Genomic DNA, 16,144 nt, shown 5'->3' with positions numbered 1-16,144 from the left:
AGAGGGCTTTCTTCTTGTTTTGTGCTGATTTATGGGGGAAGTTGACAAATAGAACAGTTAATTTAGCATATAGACCTTTTTTACTTCATTTAAGTAAGGTAAATTTGCAGGAAAATACTAAAACTTAAATCTATGAAACTATTTTATCCTGTTATATTAGGTGCGTTCATGGTCATGTCGGCTTCTTGCAGTCATAATACCAAAGAGACTCAAAGAGTGCAGACAGTAAAGATAGATACAATCCTTTCTGCTGAAGGGCAAACTACTTTGCAATTTCCGGGAAAAGTGAAAGCTGCTCAGGATGTCAGCTTATCTTTTAGGGTAAGCGGAACGATAGGCAAAATATGTGTGGAAGACGGAGCCCGGGTGAGGAAAGGCCAGTTGTTGGCACAGCTTGACCCTACTGATTATCGGATACAACTGGAAGCGACTGAAGCCGAGTATCAGCAGGTCAAAGCTGAGGCTGAACGTGTGATGGCCCTTTATAAGGACAATGGCACTACACCCAATGCCAATGACAAGGCTGTGTATGGACTGAAGCAGATAACAGCTAAGTATCAACATCACAAAGACCAATTGGAATATACGCGTCTCTATGCTCCGTTTGACGGATTCGTACAAAAGCATTTGTTTGATGAACATGAAACGGTAGGGGCAGGGATGCCGGTTATCTCGATGATTAGTCTGGGTGCGCCGGAGGTGGAAATAAACCTTCCGGCAGCAGAGTATATCCGCCGCACACAGTTCAACCGTTATCATGCTACATTTGATATTTATCCGGGTGAGGTTTATCCTTTGGAATGTATCAGCATTACCCCTAAGGCAAACGCTAATCAGTTGTATTCCATGAGACTGAGAATTGTTCCGGATGGCAGTCCTTCTCCTTCTCCGGGAATGAATACAATGGTTACTATTGTCTGCAGTGCAGGTGACACTCGTTCTTTGTCTGTATCGAGCGGGGCTGTTTTGCGGAAAGACGGAAAGGCAATGGTGTTTGTTTATGATTCGTCGAAAGGAACGGTAAGAAGTTGTGAGGTGACTGTACTCAGGCTGTTGACCAACGGACGGAGTGTGATAATTTCGGATGCATTGCAACCGGGCGAACTTGTTGTGTCATCGGGGGCACATCACATAGAGGACGGAGAAGCGGTGAAACCTTTACCGCCGGTTACATCAACTAATGTAGGAGGGCTGCTGTGATGGATATTAGTAAATGGGCTTTTCAGAATAGGAACCTGGTTTACTTTCTGGTGGCTGTGCTTCTTTTGGGGGGCGTTTATTCTTGCTATGAGATGAGTAAGCTGGAAGACCCGGAAGTTAAAGTGAAACTGGCTATGGTGGTCACTACTTATCCGGGAGCATCGGCACATCAGGTGGAATTGGAAGTGACGGATGTGCTGGAAAAAAAGATTCGTACAATGGGCAATATAGACAATGTGGAGAGTTATTCTTATAATGATTTGTCTATTATTCAGATAGAATTGTTGAGCACGGTTAAGGATGAGGATGTGGAGCAATGTTGGGATATGTTGCGGCGTAAGGTGAGTGATGCTTGTGCTTTGCTTCCTCCGGGAGCAAGTACACCGATGGTGAAAGATGATTTCGGCAATGTATATGGGATGTTCTATGCTCTGACCGGAGACGGACTGACGGACAGGGAACTATCTGATTATGCAGAACTTATCAAGAGGGAGGTAAGTGATTTGGAGGGTGTGGACCGAGTGGAGCTCTACGGCACAAGACCGGAATGTATCAACATCTCTTTATTGCAGGATCGAATGGCAAATTTAGGAGTGAAGCCTGCCGAAGTGCTTGCCACATTGAACGGACAGAACAAAACGACCTATACAGGATATTATGAGAATGGAGATAACCGTATCCGTGTAACGGTCAATGATAAGTTTAAAACGGTGGACGATATTGGAAATATGCTGATTCAGGGGCATGATGATGACCAGTTGCGCCTGCGTGATATCGCACGAATAGAAAAAAGTTATGAGAAGCCCACCCGCAATGAATTGTTTTATGATGGCGAACAGGCACTGGGATTGCTGGTGGCGGCCTCCAGCGGTACGGACATCATTAAGGTGGGAAATGCGGTAGCAAAGAAATTGGAACATTTGAAAGAGAATCGTTTGCCGGCAGGAGTGGAGTGTCATAAAGTGTTTTATCAGCCGGAACGTGTGGGGGATTCGTTAGGTACATTTGTTATCAACTTAATAGAGTCTGTAATTATAGTTGTGCTCATTCTGATGTTGGCAATGGGATTCAAAAGTGGGGTTATCATTGGAATAAGCCTGATAGTAACTGTGTTTGGCTCGTTCTTGTTCCTGCTGTTTGCCGGTGGCACGATGCAGCGTGTGTCTTTGGCGGCATTTGTGCTGGCAATGGGGATGTTGGTGGATAATGCCATTGTGATTATTGACGGTATTCTGGTTGACCTGAAGTCTGGGAAGTCCCGCATGGAGGCAATGACAGCCATTGGGAAACAAACGGCGATGCCATTGCTGGGGGCCACTCTGATTGCCATCATTGCTTTTCTGCCTATTTATATGTCACCGGATACGGCAGGAGTCTATACGCGTGACCTCTTCATTGTATTGGCAGTATCGTTATTGTTGAGTTGGATATTGGCATTGATTCATGTTCCCCTGATGGCGGACCGGAGGCTGAAAAGTGAGAAAACGACTGGGGAGGCGAATGTCAGAGTGTACAAAGGACGTGTTTATGCTTATTTGAGGACTGCCCTTCGCTTTGGCCTGGCTCATCGTTGGAGTTTTGTATTTGCCATGGTCGGTTTGTTGGGATTGTCGCTTTGGGGCTATGGTTATATGAGACAGGGATTCTTTCCTGATATGGTCTACAATCAGCTTTATATGGAGTATAAACTGCCCGAAGGAACTAATTCTACACAAGTTGTCCGTGATTTGCAGGAAATCGAGGCATATTTGAAGGGCAGGGAGGAAATAACTCATGTTACAATTTCTGTTGGCGGAACTCCCGGACGGTATAATTTGGTACGGAGTATCGCCAATCCTTCTTTATCTTATGGGGAATTGATTGTGGATTTTACTTCGCCGGAAGAACTAGTGGAGAATATGGATGAGATTCAGTCTTATCTGTCACGGGCATACCCTGATGCTTATGTCAATTTGAAGCGTTATAATCTGATGTTCAAGAAATACCCTATCGAGGCGCAGTTTATGGGGCCTGACCCGGCAGTATTGCATCGTTTGGCAGACAGTGCACGCCATATTATGGAGAATACCCCCGAGGTACGTCTTGTGACAACAGACTGGGAACCGCAAGTCCCGGTGCTGACTATAGAATACGACCAGCCGGCTGCGCGCGCTTTAGGACTGAGCCGTAATGATGTCAGCCTTTCGCTGCTGACTGCTACCGGTGGAATCCCTATCGGTTCATTCTATGAGGGAATCCATGCCAATACAATTTATCTGAAATGTCTGAATGAGGAAGGCGACCCGATAGAAGACTTGGGTAATACGCAGGTGTTCTCTTCCCTGCCTTCACTCAATGGTCTGCTGAATGAAGAAATGATGGTAAAACTAAAAGCGGGTACACTGTCAAAAGAAGAACTTGTGGAAGGAATCATGGGTAGCACTCCATTGAAACAAATCAGCAAAGGGGTAGACGTCAGATGGGAGGACCCTGTGGTGCCGCGCTATAACGGACAAAGAAGTCAGCGCGTGCAGTGTTCTCCGGCTCCGGGACTTGAAACCGAACAGGCACGATTGGCCGTTGCTTCGCAGATAGAGAACATTCCTTTACCCGAAGGTTATACATTGTGTTGGCAGGGAGAAAAGATAGCCAGTACGGATTCTATGAAATATTTGTTTAAGAATTTTCCATTAGCTGTTATCCTGATGATTGCTATCTTGATTATGCTGTTTAAGGATTATCGTAAACCGATTATTATTTTCTGTTGTATTCCTCTTGTTTTTGTGGGAGTGGTAGCAGTCATGCTACTCACCGGAAAGACATTTAACTTTGTTGCGATAGTGGGGACGCTGGGATTGATAGGTATGCTGATTAAAAATGGTATTGTACTGATGGATGAAATAACGTTGCAGATAGGCCGGGGAGTTGAACCGATGACAGCATTAATCGATAGTTCGCAAAGTCGTTTGCGCCCAGTGATGATGGCTTCTCTGACTACTATTCTGGGCATGATTCCTCTACTGACAGATGCTATGTTTGGTTCATTGGCAGCCGCCATCATGGGAGGATTACTGTTTGGTACACTCATAACATTACTGTTTATTCCTGTTCTTTATGCATTATTTTTTCATATAAAACAGACAGAGAAATGAAAAAGATATCTATTCTGATTGGTGCTTTGATTTGCTCATTGCCTCTTTTTTCTCAAGAAGTATTGAGTTTGGAGCAATGCCGTGAGATGGCTCTTCGATACAATAAAGAAATAGCAGCTTCTGCCCGGCAGACGGAAAGTGCACGATATATGGTCAAAAGTTATAAAGGAAACTTTTTCCCGAATATTACAGCGGGTGGAACCGGTATATATAGCAGCGCCGACGGACATTATGGCATAGCAGGAGGAAATCTGCCGGTATTTATGCCCAATGCATCCGGCCAATTTCTGCCGAATGGTGGTTTTGCCTATTTCCCGGGAATTGATTTAAAGTATAAAATCGGGCTTGTCTATATGGGTGGCGTGGAAGTTGAACAACCCCTCTACATGGGAGGAAAGATTACGGCAGCCTATAAAATGTCTGTATTGGGTAAGGAGATGGCACAGATGAACGAAACTTTGACTGCTACTACCGTTATTTTAAATACAGATAAGGCGTATGCCCAAGTGGTTAAAGCAAGGGAAATGAAGAAAGTGGCTGATAAGTATCATGCCGTGCTGACCGAGTTGCATAAGAATGTAGGGAGTGCATACCGTCATGGGTTAAAGCCTCAGAATGATGTGTTGAAAGTGCAGGTGAAATTGAATGAAAGCGAACTTAATATGCGAAAAGCGGAGAATGCATTGCGTCTGGCGACAATGAATTTGTGTCATTTCATAGGAAAACCTTTGATAGCCGATATACAGGTTTCGGGAGACTATCCTGAGGTAAAAGAGGATATGATGATGCAGGTGTCAGACATTACAGCTCGTCCCGAATATGGTATCTTGAACAAACAAGTAGACATGGCAAAACAGCAAGTGAAATTGAACCGTAGCGAACTGTTGCCTAAGGTTGGCGTTAAAGGCTCATATAATTATATTCACGGTTTGGAAGTGAATGATGAAACATTCTTGTATAAAGGAGGATTCTCTGTCTTGCTGAATGTCAGTGTCCCTCTTTTTCACTTTGGCGAACGTATCAATAAAGTGCGTGCCGCCAAAGCTAAGTTGGAACAGACTCGCTTGGAACAGGCTGATATGAATGAGAAAATGCTGTTGGAGCTGACTTTGGCGGTCAACAATCTGGATGAGGCCCGTTTGGAAAGTGAACTTTCCGACCGTTCCCTTCAACAAGCGGAAGAGAACATGAGGGTCAGCAAGAAGCAGTATGAAGTGGGTTTGGAAACTTTATCAGATTATCTTGAAGCTCAAACTTTATGGCAACAGGCCTATAGTACACAAGTGGACACTCATTTTCGACTCTATTTGAGTTATGTGGAATATCTGAAGGCTACCGGAGCTTTGTCACCAAGTGATTAAAGGGGAAAAAGATGAGAAAAAGCATAATGGAATTTGTTACTTTTAATATTGTTCGTATATTTGCGAACGATATACAAGATATGGAAGAAAAGAAAGACTATACAGTTACGCAAGAGCAGTTGGCAAGATTTGCCAAAGCATTGGGACATCCTGCCCGGATTGCCATTATGCACTTTTTGGCAAAGCAGAAAGCGTGTTATTTTGGGGATATTCACGAAGAGCTCCCTATCGCTAAAGCAACGGTGTCCCAACATTTGAAAGAGTTGAAAGATGCCGGACTTATACAAGGAGAGGTGGAAACGCCTAAAGTGAAATATTGCATCAACCGGGAGAATTGGCAGCTGGCTCGTGAACTCTTTAAGGAGTTTTTCGGGCAATGTATCTGTAAATCGGGGGAGTGTTGCTGATAGTCCCCTTTTTTAACCTTGATGTTCGTTGTTTTGCGAATTACGTTTAATATGATAAATTTATAGATTATGGAAATTAAAGTCTTAGGAACAGGTTGCGCAGGTTGCAAAGCCTTGTATGCCACAGTTGAGCAAGTAGTAAAAGAATTGTCTTTGGAGGCGGTAGTTACCAAAGAGGAAGATTTGATGAAGATTATGGAATACAATGTAATGACACTTCCGGCTCTTGTAGTAGATGGTAAAGTAGTGGCAAAAGGCAAACTTTCAGCCAAAGAGGTAAAAGAAGTATTAACCAAGTAAATCAGATTGTGATGAAACGCTTTTATCAGGGGGAATGGTTCAGGTTGCGACGGAGCCTTGTGTGGAAGTTCTTCTCTTGGTAGGCATTTATTATGGATTGATAAATTGGGGTATAATATGAGGATTTTGATTTTATGTACAGGAAATAGTTGCCGCAGTCAAATGGCGCATGGCTTCCTGCAATCGTTTGATAAGAATATACAAGTGCTTTCGGCTGGTACGCATCCGGCAGAGAAAGTTAATCCTTTGGCTGTTGAAGCAATGGCAGAAGTTGGTATTGACATAAGTAGGCATATTCCTACCGATGTGGCAACTTATTTAAGTGACACATGGGATTATGTGATAACCGTATGTGGTAATGCTAATGAAACATGCCCTGCTTTTGCAGGTAATGTAGGGAAACGGTTGCATATTGGTTTTGACGACCCCTCGGAAGAAATAGGAACAACTGACTTTATCAAAAGTGAATTTGAAAGAGTGCGTAATGAAATCAAGAATGAATTTACCAAGTTCTACATTACGGAGATAAAAAAACAAGAATTGCCTGAATGTGCTTGTAGCTGCTAATTTCTTAGACAGGTTGTTCGTGTTATTACAAATAACAATAAGGTTATGATACAAAGATTTGCTGATTGGCTGGTGTATGACATCTTCGGATTGGATGCTTCAACAGCTTTAGGAGAAGCTGTTAACTTCTTCTTTTATGATACGATAAAGATTTTGATATTATTATTTTTTATCAGCGTGATAATGGGTATTATTAATGCCTATTTCCCGATAGAACGTTTGCGCAATTATTTGACTTCCCGCAAATTATATGGATTGCAATATTTCTTTGCCGCCTTATTTGGTGCTATTACCCCGTTCTGTTCCTGTTCCTCCATACCGCTGTTTATCGGATTTGTGAAAGGGGGCATTCCTTTGGGAGTAACATTTGCCTATCTGATAACTTCGCCTTTGGTGAATGAGGTTGCCGTTGCCATGTTTATTGGTACTTTTGGGTTACGCATTACCTTTATCTATGTGATTAGTGGTATTCTGTTGGGTATGACAGGCGGACTTATTTTGGGTAAGATGAAATTGGAGCCTTATTTGAGTGATTGGGTAAAACAAATACAGCAAAATTCAACGTCCGACTCCGGAGCATGGGAAAAAGAGCATACTCCGTTCTTTAGACGATTGCCGATTATTATGCAAGAAGCCTGGGGGATTGTCAGAGGGGTACTTCTGTATATCCTTATCGGCATTGGCATTGGTGCGTTTATGCACGGTTATGTGCCGGAAGGATTTTTTGAGCAATATATGTCTAAGGATAACTGGTTTGCTGTTCCTTTATCAGTTGTGTTGGCCGTTCCAATGTATGCCAATGCTGCCGGAATAGTGCCGGTGATTGAAGTTTTTGTAGCTAAGGGCATTCCTATAGGAACGGCAATTGCTTTTATGATGGCGGTTGTTGGGCTATCACTGCCCGAAGCAACGCTGTTGAAAAAAGTAATGACTTGGCGGCTGATTGGTATTTTCTTTGGATTGATAACCTTATTTATTATTGTATTAGGTTATCTTTATAACATTGTGTTATAGTGCCATAGTCGGCTTATGAGTTTTAAGTTCTCTTAAATTATCGTGTCTTTGGTCACGGACACTATACAAAGAAAACAACTCCTACAATATCAAGGTATTGCAGGAGTTGTTTTCTTAAAGTATTGTTTTGACTTGTCTTTCAGTAATCTGCTTAGAATTTTCTTTGCCGAGTTATTGTGTTGATATTTAAAATTTTATGTCTTTTGCTTCAAGCATATCCCATGAATTGTCCCACTAATTTGCTACATGCTTTTGCTGTAGTTTGTTCATGGAGCATGCGAAAGCAAAGATAGTTTTCGTACAGACAAAACAAGATTCTATAAACTTTCAGTATTTGATATATCATTAAAAATGATAGCTAATATTTAAAATCATTGATTGTTCTGGTATATTACTTTAGCTTTTTCTATATTTGCAATAGCAAGTTCTGCATATTTTTTCATCATTTCGATACCTATGAAGTTTCTTTTCGTTTCTATTGCAGCGATAGCTGTAGTTCCACTGCCAAGAAATGGATCTAGTACTGTATCACCTTCATCTGTAAATAAGCGTATGACTCGTCGGGCCAATTCTATTGGAAACATCGCTGGATGTATGTTATTTGCACGTACACTTGGAATTTCCCATATTTGTCGATGTCCCCATTCTTTCCATTCTGTAGACGATAACCTATCCCGATTTACTAAATATTCACCAGGCTTCCAGAAAATATATAAATCTTCGGTTTCACTAACGGCCTTTAAAGTATTTGTGGTCCATTTGCTATTTGCCCAAGCCGGATCTTTTTTCCATATACGTTTGTCATAAAGAAATAATCCTGCTTCATATGCATATTGTTCAAGATTACCACCTACAAGTTTTACATGAGTTCCTGTTGCATATCGTCCGCCACGAATATTATTCCCATTTAATCTTCGGTCAATAGTTTGTTCACTGCATTTTAATACAGTTGCAATCTGCCTTCTATTAAATTCAGGATGTTCCTCTTTTACTTTAAGAATCATTTCTTTTGTAACAGCACATTTTCGATTGGAAGGATTAAGTCCCATAATACGTGGCATATTTTCGTCTTGGAAAGAAAGTATATCTGCAATATTAATAACAAGAAAACCACCAGGCTTTAATACATTATAGTGGAGGGATATAACAGTCTTTAGCAAAGACTGCCAAGATTCATATGAAGCATCCTTTTCATAATCTTTGCCAAGAAAATAGGGGGGAGACCAAAAAGAAAGTGAAAGAGACTCTGGCTTGATATTCTTCATCAATTCGCAAGAATCTCCTGTATAAACCGTATTAATTTGTAGAGTGCTCATAAATTCCTTCAAACATAAATTTCTTCAACACGCCACGAGTCAATTTTTTTAAGAATATCAAAAGAAACTCGTGCACGAATTTTCCTTGCATCCTTGCTTTTATCATCTTTTCCCGGGAAAAACAATCCAGGATATTTCCCTAAATAATTAGGATTATGGGTCAGCAGTAAACCATTAGGAATACATGCGATTTTAATCTTTTCAAGTGGTTGCCCGATTGTTTCATTCCCATTATAAAGCATTTTATATACAGGCTTAATAACAAATGTAACTAAAGGAGCTATTGTTCCATCACTTAAAACATAAACAGGTGAAAGAGAACATAGAAAATCATGTGATGCCATTTTACCATATGCTAAAATAGGATTATTGGAAACTCCATCCTCCATTTGGTTCCAATCTCCAGAACCGGAAACTTGATATGGCGACATAACAGCATGGTTGAAATCATCACGAGGTCCAGCAGATTTAATATCAATGAAAACCCAAACAGAATCAGTAATACCAAGATCTTTTTTTATTCGTTCACTAGATATAATACATCTATCATCAGAACCAGAAGGCAATCCAGAGTCTTTGATTCCAAAATTTGACGCGAAATAACGGGATAGTTTATTACCAAAGACCTGTTCTCCAACCTCAATCCAAGGATATTGGTCTCCAATAGGAGCTCGTCCACGATCAAGGGGAGGATAGTTTTTCCAAAAGGGATACAAATACGATGCCTCATCATAATCTCTTTTAATTTCGGGAAGATGTAAATTAATAAAATGACGAATTTCATTCATTACAAATTTCTCAATATTAATTATGCAGTCAGGATTAATAGTATAGTATTCAACAGCATTTTGATATGATGTAAACTGTTTATTTATATATTCTTTGAACATATGTTGTTTAGATAATGTATTTACTGTTCGATTTTTTGATTGTTATTAATGGCAATAACTCTATTAGCTGTGTATGGTTTCACCTTCAATGAATGTTCTGTTTATTCTTGAGTTTGGAGATTTGTTGATACACTACTAATTTAGTCTAATACGCAAAGATAATACTATTTTGATAATCTACATGAAACACCCACAGGGTTTTCAGATTGATCCACAATTATTTAACTGAACCATGTAAACCTACGCAAATTGGGTATAAAAAAAGAGAGCTACTTTGATGTAACTCTCTGACTTTCAAGTGATCCGCTTGGGGCTCGAACCCAAGACCCCAACATTAAAAGTGTTGTGCTCTACCTGCTGAGCTAGCGAATCAATCCTTTATTATTGCTTTTCTTCCGAATTGCGAGTGCAAAGATAGAGGTTTTTATTTAAACTTCCAAATATACTACCTAATTTTTTTGAATTATTTTTCAATTAATTTGTTTTCTCCTTGATTATCAGGCGTATTGTCATCTCTCGAAAATTCTTTTTCTTTTATGTGGATGTATCGTTGGTAGTAGGAAAGCATTAAGCTGGTGCATGGCAAGGCAATAATCATTCCTACAATTCCCATCAATGCTCCCCAAACAGACAAGGACAAGAGAATGATAGCGGGGTTCAGACCCGTTATTTTCCCCATTACTTTGGGAACAATCAGTCCGTCCTGTATTATTTGTACAATGCAAAAGACTAAAAATGCACAGAATAATATCCACCAGAAATTTTCTCCGGTATCAGCGGCTTTGAGTAGTGCTAATAATATAGTAGGGATAAAAGCGATGAGTTGTAAATAAGGTACCATATTGAGTAAACCGATAAACAATCCGAAGCCGATAGCTAATGGGAAGTCAATAATCAGAAAACCGATACTGAACAAAATGCCTACACAAAAAGCTACCACTGCTTGTCCGCGGAAATACTTGTTCATACCTTCTTGCACGTCATTTACTATTTTAACGGTCATATCGCGGTGTTTTACAGGAACCAGTTTTATCCAGCCCTTGGCAATAGCTTCATAATCCAGCAGGATGAAAAAGGTATAAAGCAGTATTATGAAAGAAGTGAATACGCTTACGACAACATTGACAGATTGCGTAAAGATAGCCCATACCTGTGGCAGTACGTCGCGCATGGTTTGAGCAATACGATCTTCATTCAATGCCTCATTTATTTTGAGCATATCGATATGCTCTTTGATAAAATTGGCCACAGTGCCGGGAATGGCTGCTTGTTTTGAGCCTTCCACAAAGTAATCGGCAAGCAGCTCTTTTAATTTCCCGAATTCTTCTACAATAGGAGGGACCAGTCCGATAAATGCCAGTACACCGATACATATTAATACCAGCATGACTGCAAAAATAGAAATAACCCTATTCTTTAAACGCAATTTATATTGGAAGAAAGTAACCATAGGATAAATAAGGTAGGCAATGAGCCATGCAACGAAAAATGGGAGTAACACTCCGCTTAAACGATTGACCAAATAGAGTATCCCTATAATGACAATTCCGCTTAGAATTCCACGGATAAAACTGTCAAATGTTATTTTCTTCTGTAACATAATTGTATGGACTTATTTGATGGTTTGTTCTTCTTCAATAGCTTTCCGGTAGCATTCGCGGCATAGCGGCTCATAGTCGGATTTCTCGCCGAGAAGTACTCTTTTTTCACTTTTTGTTATACGATGCGAAGCATAAGCCAAATTGCCGCATTTTACACAGATGGCATGTACCTTGGTCACTTCATCGGCAATGGCACAAAGAGCCGGAATAGGCCCGAATGGGATTCTCTTGAAATCCATATCCAGTCCGGCTACAATAACACGTATGCCACTGTCGGCCAGCTGGTTGCATACACTTACCAAACCATCGTCGAAGAACTGTGCTTCATCTATACCTACCACATCTTTATCTGAAGAGAATAATAATATACTGGCAGAAGTGTCGATAGGAGTGGAGGCAATGGAGTTACTATCGTGTGACACGACTTCTTCTTCCGAGTATCGGGTATCCAAAGCCGGTTTGAATATTTCTACTCTCTGGCGAGCAAACTTGGCGCGTTTCAAGCGTCGGATAAGTTCTTCCGTTTTGCCTGAGAACATGGAACCGCAAATTACTTCTATCCTTCCTCTTCTACGTGTCTCTTGTATGTGGTCTTCTGAAAAAACTACCATGATAAATAGTGATAATTGATTTTAGTTATGAATGCAAATGTACTATTTGTACCCCAAAAAAGGACTATAATCCCCAATATTTTTATTAATAAAAGATATAATGTTAAAGGAATGTGCAACATCTGTTAAATAATAGCATCAATTAACTTTGTACATTCGATTTCTTTCTACATTTGTCACCATATAACAGAATTAGGAGTGTTTTATGGGAAAACTGTATGTAGTGCCTACTCCCGTAGGAAATTTGGAAGATATGACTTTTCGCGCTATTCGCGTGCTGAAGGAGGCCGACCTCATATTGGCCGAAGATACTCGTACTTCCGGCATTCTTTTGAAACATTATGAAATAAAGAATGCAATGCAGTCCCATCATAAATTCAATGAACATAAAACGGTTGAAGGCGTTGTTAATAGAATCAAGGCGGGCGAAACTGTGGCATTGATATCCGATGCCGGCACTCCTGGTATCTCAGATCCCGGATTTTTGGTAGTGCGGGAATGTGTAAGAAACGGTATTGAAGTGCAATGTTTGCCGGGAGCCACCGCTTTTGTGCCAGCATTGGTTGCCTCCGGATTGCCTGATGAACGTTTTTGTTTTGAGGGTTTTCTGCCTCAAAAGAAAGGTCGGGTCACTCGACTCACGTCTCTGCAGGAAGAGAAGAGAACGATGATATTCTATGAGTCGCCTTATCGTTTAGTGAAAACCTTGACTCAATTTGCCGAGTTTTTCGGTGCCGGAAGGCCTGTTTCCGTATGTCGTGAGATTTCTAAAATACACGAAGAAAGTGTACGGGGTACATTGACAGAAGTTATAGCGCATTTCACAGAGAACGAACCGCGTGGCGAGATTGTTATTGTGCTCGGTGGAAAAGAGGACTAAAAATAATGAACTTTAAAAAGTAAAGCAGATGAAAAAGTTAGTAATTTTATCATTGTTGTCTGTTGCCCTGTTAAGCTCTTGTGGTAATGGGGCAAAAAATGAGGCTATGAAGGCTCAGAATGATTCTTTAATGGTGGAACTGTCCAACAGAAATGCTGAATTGGACGAGATTATGGGTGCATTCAATGAGGTTCAAGAAGGTTTTCGACAAATAAACGAAGCAGAAAACCGTGTTGACTTGCAGAGTGGTTCTATTCGTGAAAATAGTGCAGATAAGATAAAAGATGATATTCGTTTTATTAGTGAAAAATTGCAGGCTAATCGCGAACAGATTGCTAAGTTGGAAGAGCAATTGAAGAACAGCAGGTATAATTCCGCACAGTTGAAGAAAGCTATTGCTAATTTGACTAAGGAGTTGGAAGCTAAACAACAACAAATTGAAACTTTGCAGACAGAGCTTGCTTCAAAGAATATTCGTATAGCGGAATTGGATGACGCAGTAGCCGGTTTAAGTCAGAATGTAAGTGATTTAACTGCTGAAAATGAAGCAAAATCTGCCACTGTTGCCAGTCAGGATAAGGCTTTGAACACTGCATGGTTTGTGTTTGGTACAAAATCGGAATTGAAAGATCAGAAGATTCTTAAGAATGGTGACGTACTAAAGAATGACGATTTCAATAAAGATTATTTTACTCAGATTGATATCCGTACAGACAAGGAAATCAAATTGTATTCAAAACGCGCAGAACTGTTGACTACTCATCCTGCAGGTTCTTACGAACTGGTAAAAGATGCAAAAGGTCAGTTAATTCTGAAGATAACCAATCCTAATCAATTTTGGAGTGTATCAAGGTATCTTGTTATTCAGGTAAAATAAAATAATAAATAATTATCCCGTAAAGGGGTTGCGTCTCCATCAGACACAACCCCTTTTTTAATCTTTTTGAGTGTATATGTATAAGAGCATATTTATAGATTTGGACGATACGGTTTGGGCATTCTCCGAGAATGCCTGCGATACGTTTCAGGACATGTATGAGAAGTATCACTTTGAACGATACTTTGATTCTTTTCATCAGTTTTATACTATATATAGTGAACGGAATGAAATCCTTTGGGGAGAATATGGTGCCGGACATATCACAAAAGATGAATTGAATGATATGCGCTTTTCATACCCTCTGCAGCAGGTCGGTGTGGAAGATAAAACATTGGTAAAAGCATATTCAGATGATTTCTTTGCTGAGATAGTGTATAAGAAAAAGACAATGCCGCATGCTGTTGAAGCATTGGAGTATTTATCTTCAAAATACAATCTGTATATTCTTTCCAACGGCTTTAGAGAGTTACAAGAGCAAAAAATGCGTTCGGCAGGAGTTGATAAATTCTTTAAGAAAGTAGTCTTGTCAGAGGATATTGGTGTACATAAACCTTTTCCTGAAATATTTTATTTTGCGATGTCGGCCACGCAGTCGGAATTGCATACTTCCTTGATGATAGGAGATAATTGGAAAAATGACGTAGTCGGTGCCAAAGATGCAGGACTCGGACAGATATTTTATAATGTGAATAAAACGACAAAGTTTCCTTTTCAGCCTACGGGGATAATAGAGGATTGGAATGAAATAGGGAAGATATTATAAGAAAAGTAGCTGTTTCAAAATAAAATATTGAGGCAGCTACTTCTCAAACACTTACTGTCTTGGTTTGTTTAATTCTATAAAAGCCCTAGAACATGGTATCTTTTTCATTAAACAGTTTTTTCTCATTCATTCTTATCACTTTTCCGAACTTTTTCAACGCCTCAACACTTATATCTTTGGGATTTCCCATAATTCCAATGACAATCGGCTTTNTGTTTAATTCTATAAAAGCCCTAGAACATGGTATCTTTTTCATTAAACAGTTTTTTCTCATTCATTCTTATCACTTTTCCGAACTTTTTCAACGCCTCAACACTTATATCTTTGGGATTTCCCATAATTCCAATGACAATCGGCTTTCCCTTTATATTCTTCTGATAATACTCCACAATATCGGGGAATGTCAGGGAATCAATCCGGGGCAGCTCCTCTTTGGCAGGATCATCCGTATAGCCCCTGCGTTTCCATTCCGCTATCTGGAGACTCAGGTTACGAGAGTCAGGATGACTGGTCAGGGCAGACTGACGCAGGTAACTCTTTATGTTGTCAATGCGTTCCGGACGCTCAGGCATATCCGTCAACAGTTTCATATATAAATCAACGGCATCGACCGCCTTGTCGTTCTGGGTACCGATATAACCGGAGAAATAAGTTTGTGCTCCCGGCAGTCCGCGCGAGGAGGCAAAACCGTAAGCGGTATACGCCATCGAGTTCTTTTCACGAATCTCATTCATTATCAATCCGCTGAAACCGCCACTGATATACTGGTTGAAAGCCTCACGCCTCACGTTCTCCTCCCGGTTATAATCCCCCATGGGAATATAGAAATAAATCTGGCTCTGCTGGGCATCAGTGTTGGGAAGGAAATAAACCGTATTCTCTGTCGGACTTACCATATCCTTCATGACAGGTGAGGAACTCTGCTTCTCGCCCGCCACCAAAGGCAGTGAAGTGCTCAGCACCTGATAGACGGTTTCAAAAGGCAAGGTACCCGAGTAGTGGATTTCCGACGCATAGGCCGTAGCACGGTTGATGTCACCGGTCAATTCCGAGAGGTTCAGCTCCGTCAGCTCCTTGTCGGTCAGTTCCGATTTATAATCAGACTTGTCACCATACATGATATACTGCCGCAGGGCGTTTGCCAGCAGGTTGACATTCTCCTTGCGGGTAATACGGCCGCTTATCGCATTCCCTTCCAGACTCTTCAGCTGTCTTTCGTCCAG

At 40.7% G+C, this 16,144-nt stretch carries 15 protein-coding genes and 1 tRNA gene; 10 read left to right on the top strand and 6 right to left on the bottom strand.

Features of this window, described 5'->3' with window-relative positions; genetic code table 11:
* Positions 1 to 168: 168 nt before the first annotated feature.
* The 7 genes from IR173_RS16770 to IR173_RS16740 all read left to right on the top strand — a co-directional run bounded on the left by IR173_RS16770 (position 169) and on the right by IR173_RS16740 (position 7,980).
* Positions 169 to 1,200, top strand: coding sequence for an efflux RND transporter periplasmic adaptor subunit (locus IR173_RS16770; RefSeq protein ID WP_394800685.1), 1,032 nt, complete (start codon positions 169 to 171; stop codon positions 1,198 to 1,200).
* Positions 1,200 to 4,331 (top strand): efflux RND transporter permease subunit, encoded by a 3,132-nt coding sequence (locus tag IR173_RS16765; protein WP_237040664.1) that lies wholly within the window; start codon positions 1,200 to 1,202, stop codon positions 4,329 to 4,331. The genes IR173_RS16770 and IR173_RS16765 overlap by 1 nt, the downstream gene beginning before the upstream one ends.
* Positions 4,328 to 5,692 carry a TolC family protein gene (locus tag IR173_RS16760; RefSeq protein ID WP_237040663.1) on the top strand — a complete coding sequence of 455 codons (1,365 nt, stop codon included), beginning with the start codon at positions 4,328 to 4,330 and terminating at the stop codon, positions 5,690 to 5,692. Before IR173_RS16765 ends, IR173_RS16760 begins: the two co-directional genes overlap by 4 nt.
* Before the next feature lie 11 nt (positions 5,693 to 5,703).
* On the top strand, positions 5,704 to 6,099 hold the full coding sequence (locus tag IR173_RS16755) for an ArsR/SmtB family transcription factor (protein ID WP_237040662.1): 396 nt from the start codon (positions 5,704 to 5,706) through the stop codon (positions 6,097 to 6,099).
* Between the two features lie 69 nt (positions 6,100 to 6,168).
* The gene (locus tag IR173_RS16750; protein ID WP_237040661.1) at positions 6,169 to 6,399 is read left to right on the top strand and encodes a thioredoxin family protein; all 231 of its coding nucleotides are present in this window, start codon (positions 6,169 to 6,171) and stop codon (positions 6,397 to 6,399) included.
* 117 nt (positions 6,400 to 6,516) lie between these two features.
* Positions 6,517 to 6,966 (top strand): arsenate reductase ArsC, encoded by a 450-nt coding sequence (locus IR173_RS16745; RefSeq protein ID WP_237040660.1) that lies wholly within the window; start codon positions 6,517 to 6,519, stop codon positions 6,964 to 6,966.
* Between the two features lie 45 nt (positions 6,967 to 7,011).
* Positions 7,012 to 7,980, top strand: a complete 969-nt coding sequence (locus tag IR173_RS16740; protein WP_237040659.1) for a permease — start codon at positions 7,012 to 7,014, stop codon at positions 7,978 to 7,980.
* Between the two features lie 371 nt (positions 7,981 to 8,351).
* Here the strand turns inward: IR173_RS16740 and IR173_RS16735 are convergent, their stop codons facing one another.
* From IR173_RS16735 to IR173_RS16715, 5 genes are all read right to left on the bottom strand, one after another.
* A complete protein-coding gene (locus IR173_RS16735; RefSeq protein ID WP_237040658.1) occupies positions 8,352 to 9,308 on the bottom strand; it encodes a DNA-methyltransferase in 957 nt (318 codons plus the stop codon).
* The gene (locus tag IR173_RS16730) at positions 9,305 to 10,186 is read right to left on the bottom strand and encodes a BglI family type II restriction endonuclease (protein WP_237040657.1); all 882 of its coding nucleotides are present in this window, start codon (positions 10,184 to 10,186) and stop codon (positions 9,305 to 9,307) included. The genes IR173_RS16735 and IR173_RS16730 overlap by 4 nt, the downstream gene beginning before the upstream one ends.
* Positions 10,187 to 10,485: 299 nt before the next feature.
* Positions 10,486 to 10,558 (bottom strand) — tRNA-Lys (locus IR173_RS16725).
* A gap of 91 nt (positions 10,559 to 10,649) precedes the next feature.
* Positions 10,650 to 11,786 carry an AI-2E family transporter gene (locus IR173_RS16720; protein ID WP_237040656.1) on the bottom strand — a complete coding sequence of 379 codons (1,137 nt, stop codon included), beginning with the start codon at positions 11,784 to 11,786 and terminating at the stop codon, positions 10,650 to 10,652.
* A 12-nt stretch (positions 11,787 to 11,798) separates the two neighbouring features.
* Complete coding sequence (locus tag IR173_RS16715) at positions 11,799 to 12,398, bottom strand: thymidine kinase (RefSeq protein ID WP_237040655.1); 600 nt, start codon at positions 12,396 to 12,398, stop codon at positions 11,799 to 11,801.
* 205 nt (positions 12,399 to 12,603) lie between these two features.
* Between IR173_RS16715 and rsmI the strand changes: the two genes are divergently transcribed.
* The 3 genes from rsmI to IR173_RS16700 all read left to right on the top strand — a co-directional run bounded on the left by rsmI (position 12,604) and on the right by IR173_RS16700 (position 14,921).
* Complete coding sequence (rsmI, locus tag IR173_RS16710) at positions 12,604 to 13,278, top strand: 16S rRNA (cytidine(1402)-2'-O)-methyltransferase (RefSeq protein ID WP_237040654.1); 675 nt, start codon at positions 12,604 to 12,606, stop codon at positions 13,276 to 13,278.
* A 28-nt stretch (positions 13,279 to 13,306) separates the two neighbouring features.
* Positions 13,307 to 14,155, top strand: a complete 849-nt coding sequence (locus tag IR173_RS16705; protein WP_237040653.1) for a Cbp1 family collagen-binding glycoprotein adhesin — start codon at positions 13,307 to 13,309, stop codon at positions 14,153 to 14,155.
* 76 nt (positions 14,156 to 14,231) lie between these two features.
* Complete coding sequence (locus IR173_RS16700; RefSeq protein ID WP_237040652.1) at positions 14,232 to 14,921, top strand: YjjG family noncanonical pyrimidine nucleotidase; 690 nt, start codon at positions 14,232 to 14,234, stop codon at positions 14,919 to 14,921.
* A 233-nt stretch (positions 14,922 to 15,154) separates the two neighbouring features.
* On the opposite strand, the gene IR173_RS16695 is transcribed toward IR173_RS16700, so the two are convergent.
* On the bottom strand, positions 15,155 to 16,144 hold a 990-nt coding region (locus IR173_RS16695; RefSeq protein ID WP_237040651.1), incomplete at its 5' end, for a M16 family metallopeptidase.

It is taken from the genome of Phocaeicola faecalis, from assembly GCF_021730445.1.
GTDB lineage: Bacteria > Bacteroidota > Bacteroidia > Bacteroidales > Bacteroidaceae > Phocaeicola > Phocaeicola faecalis.
Note: the sequence above shows the minus strand (reverse complement) of the source record. Positions and strands in the feature narration are given on the sequence as shown.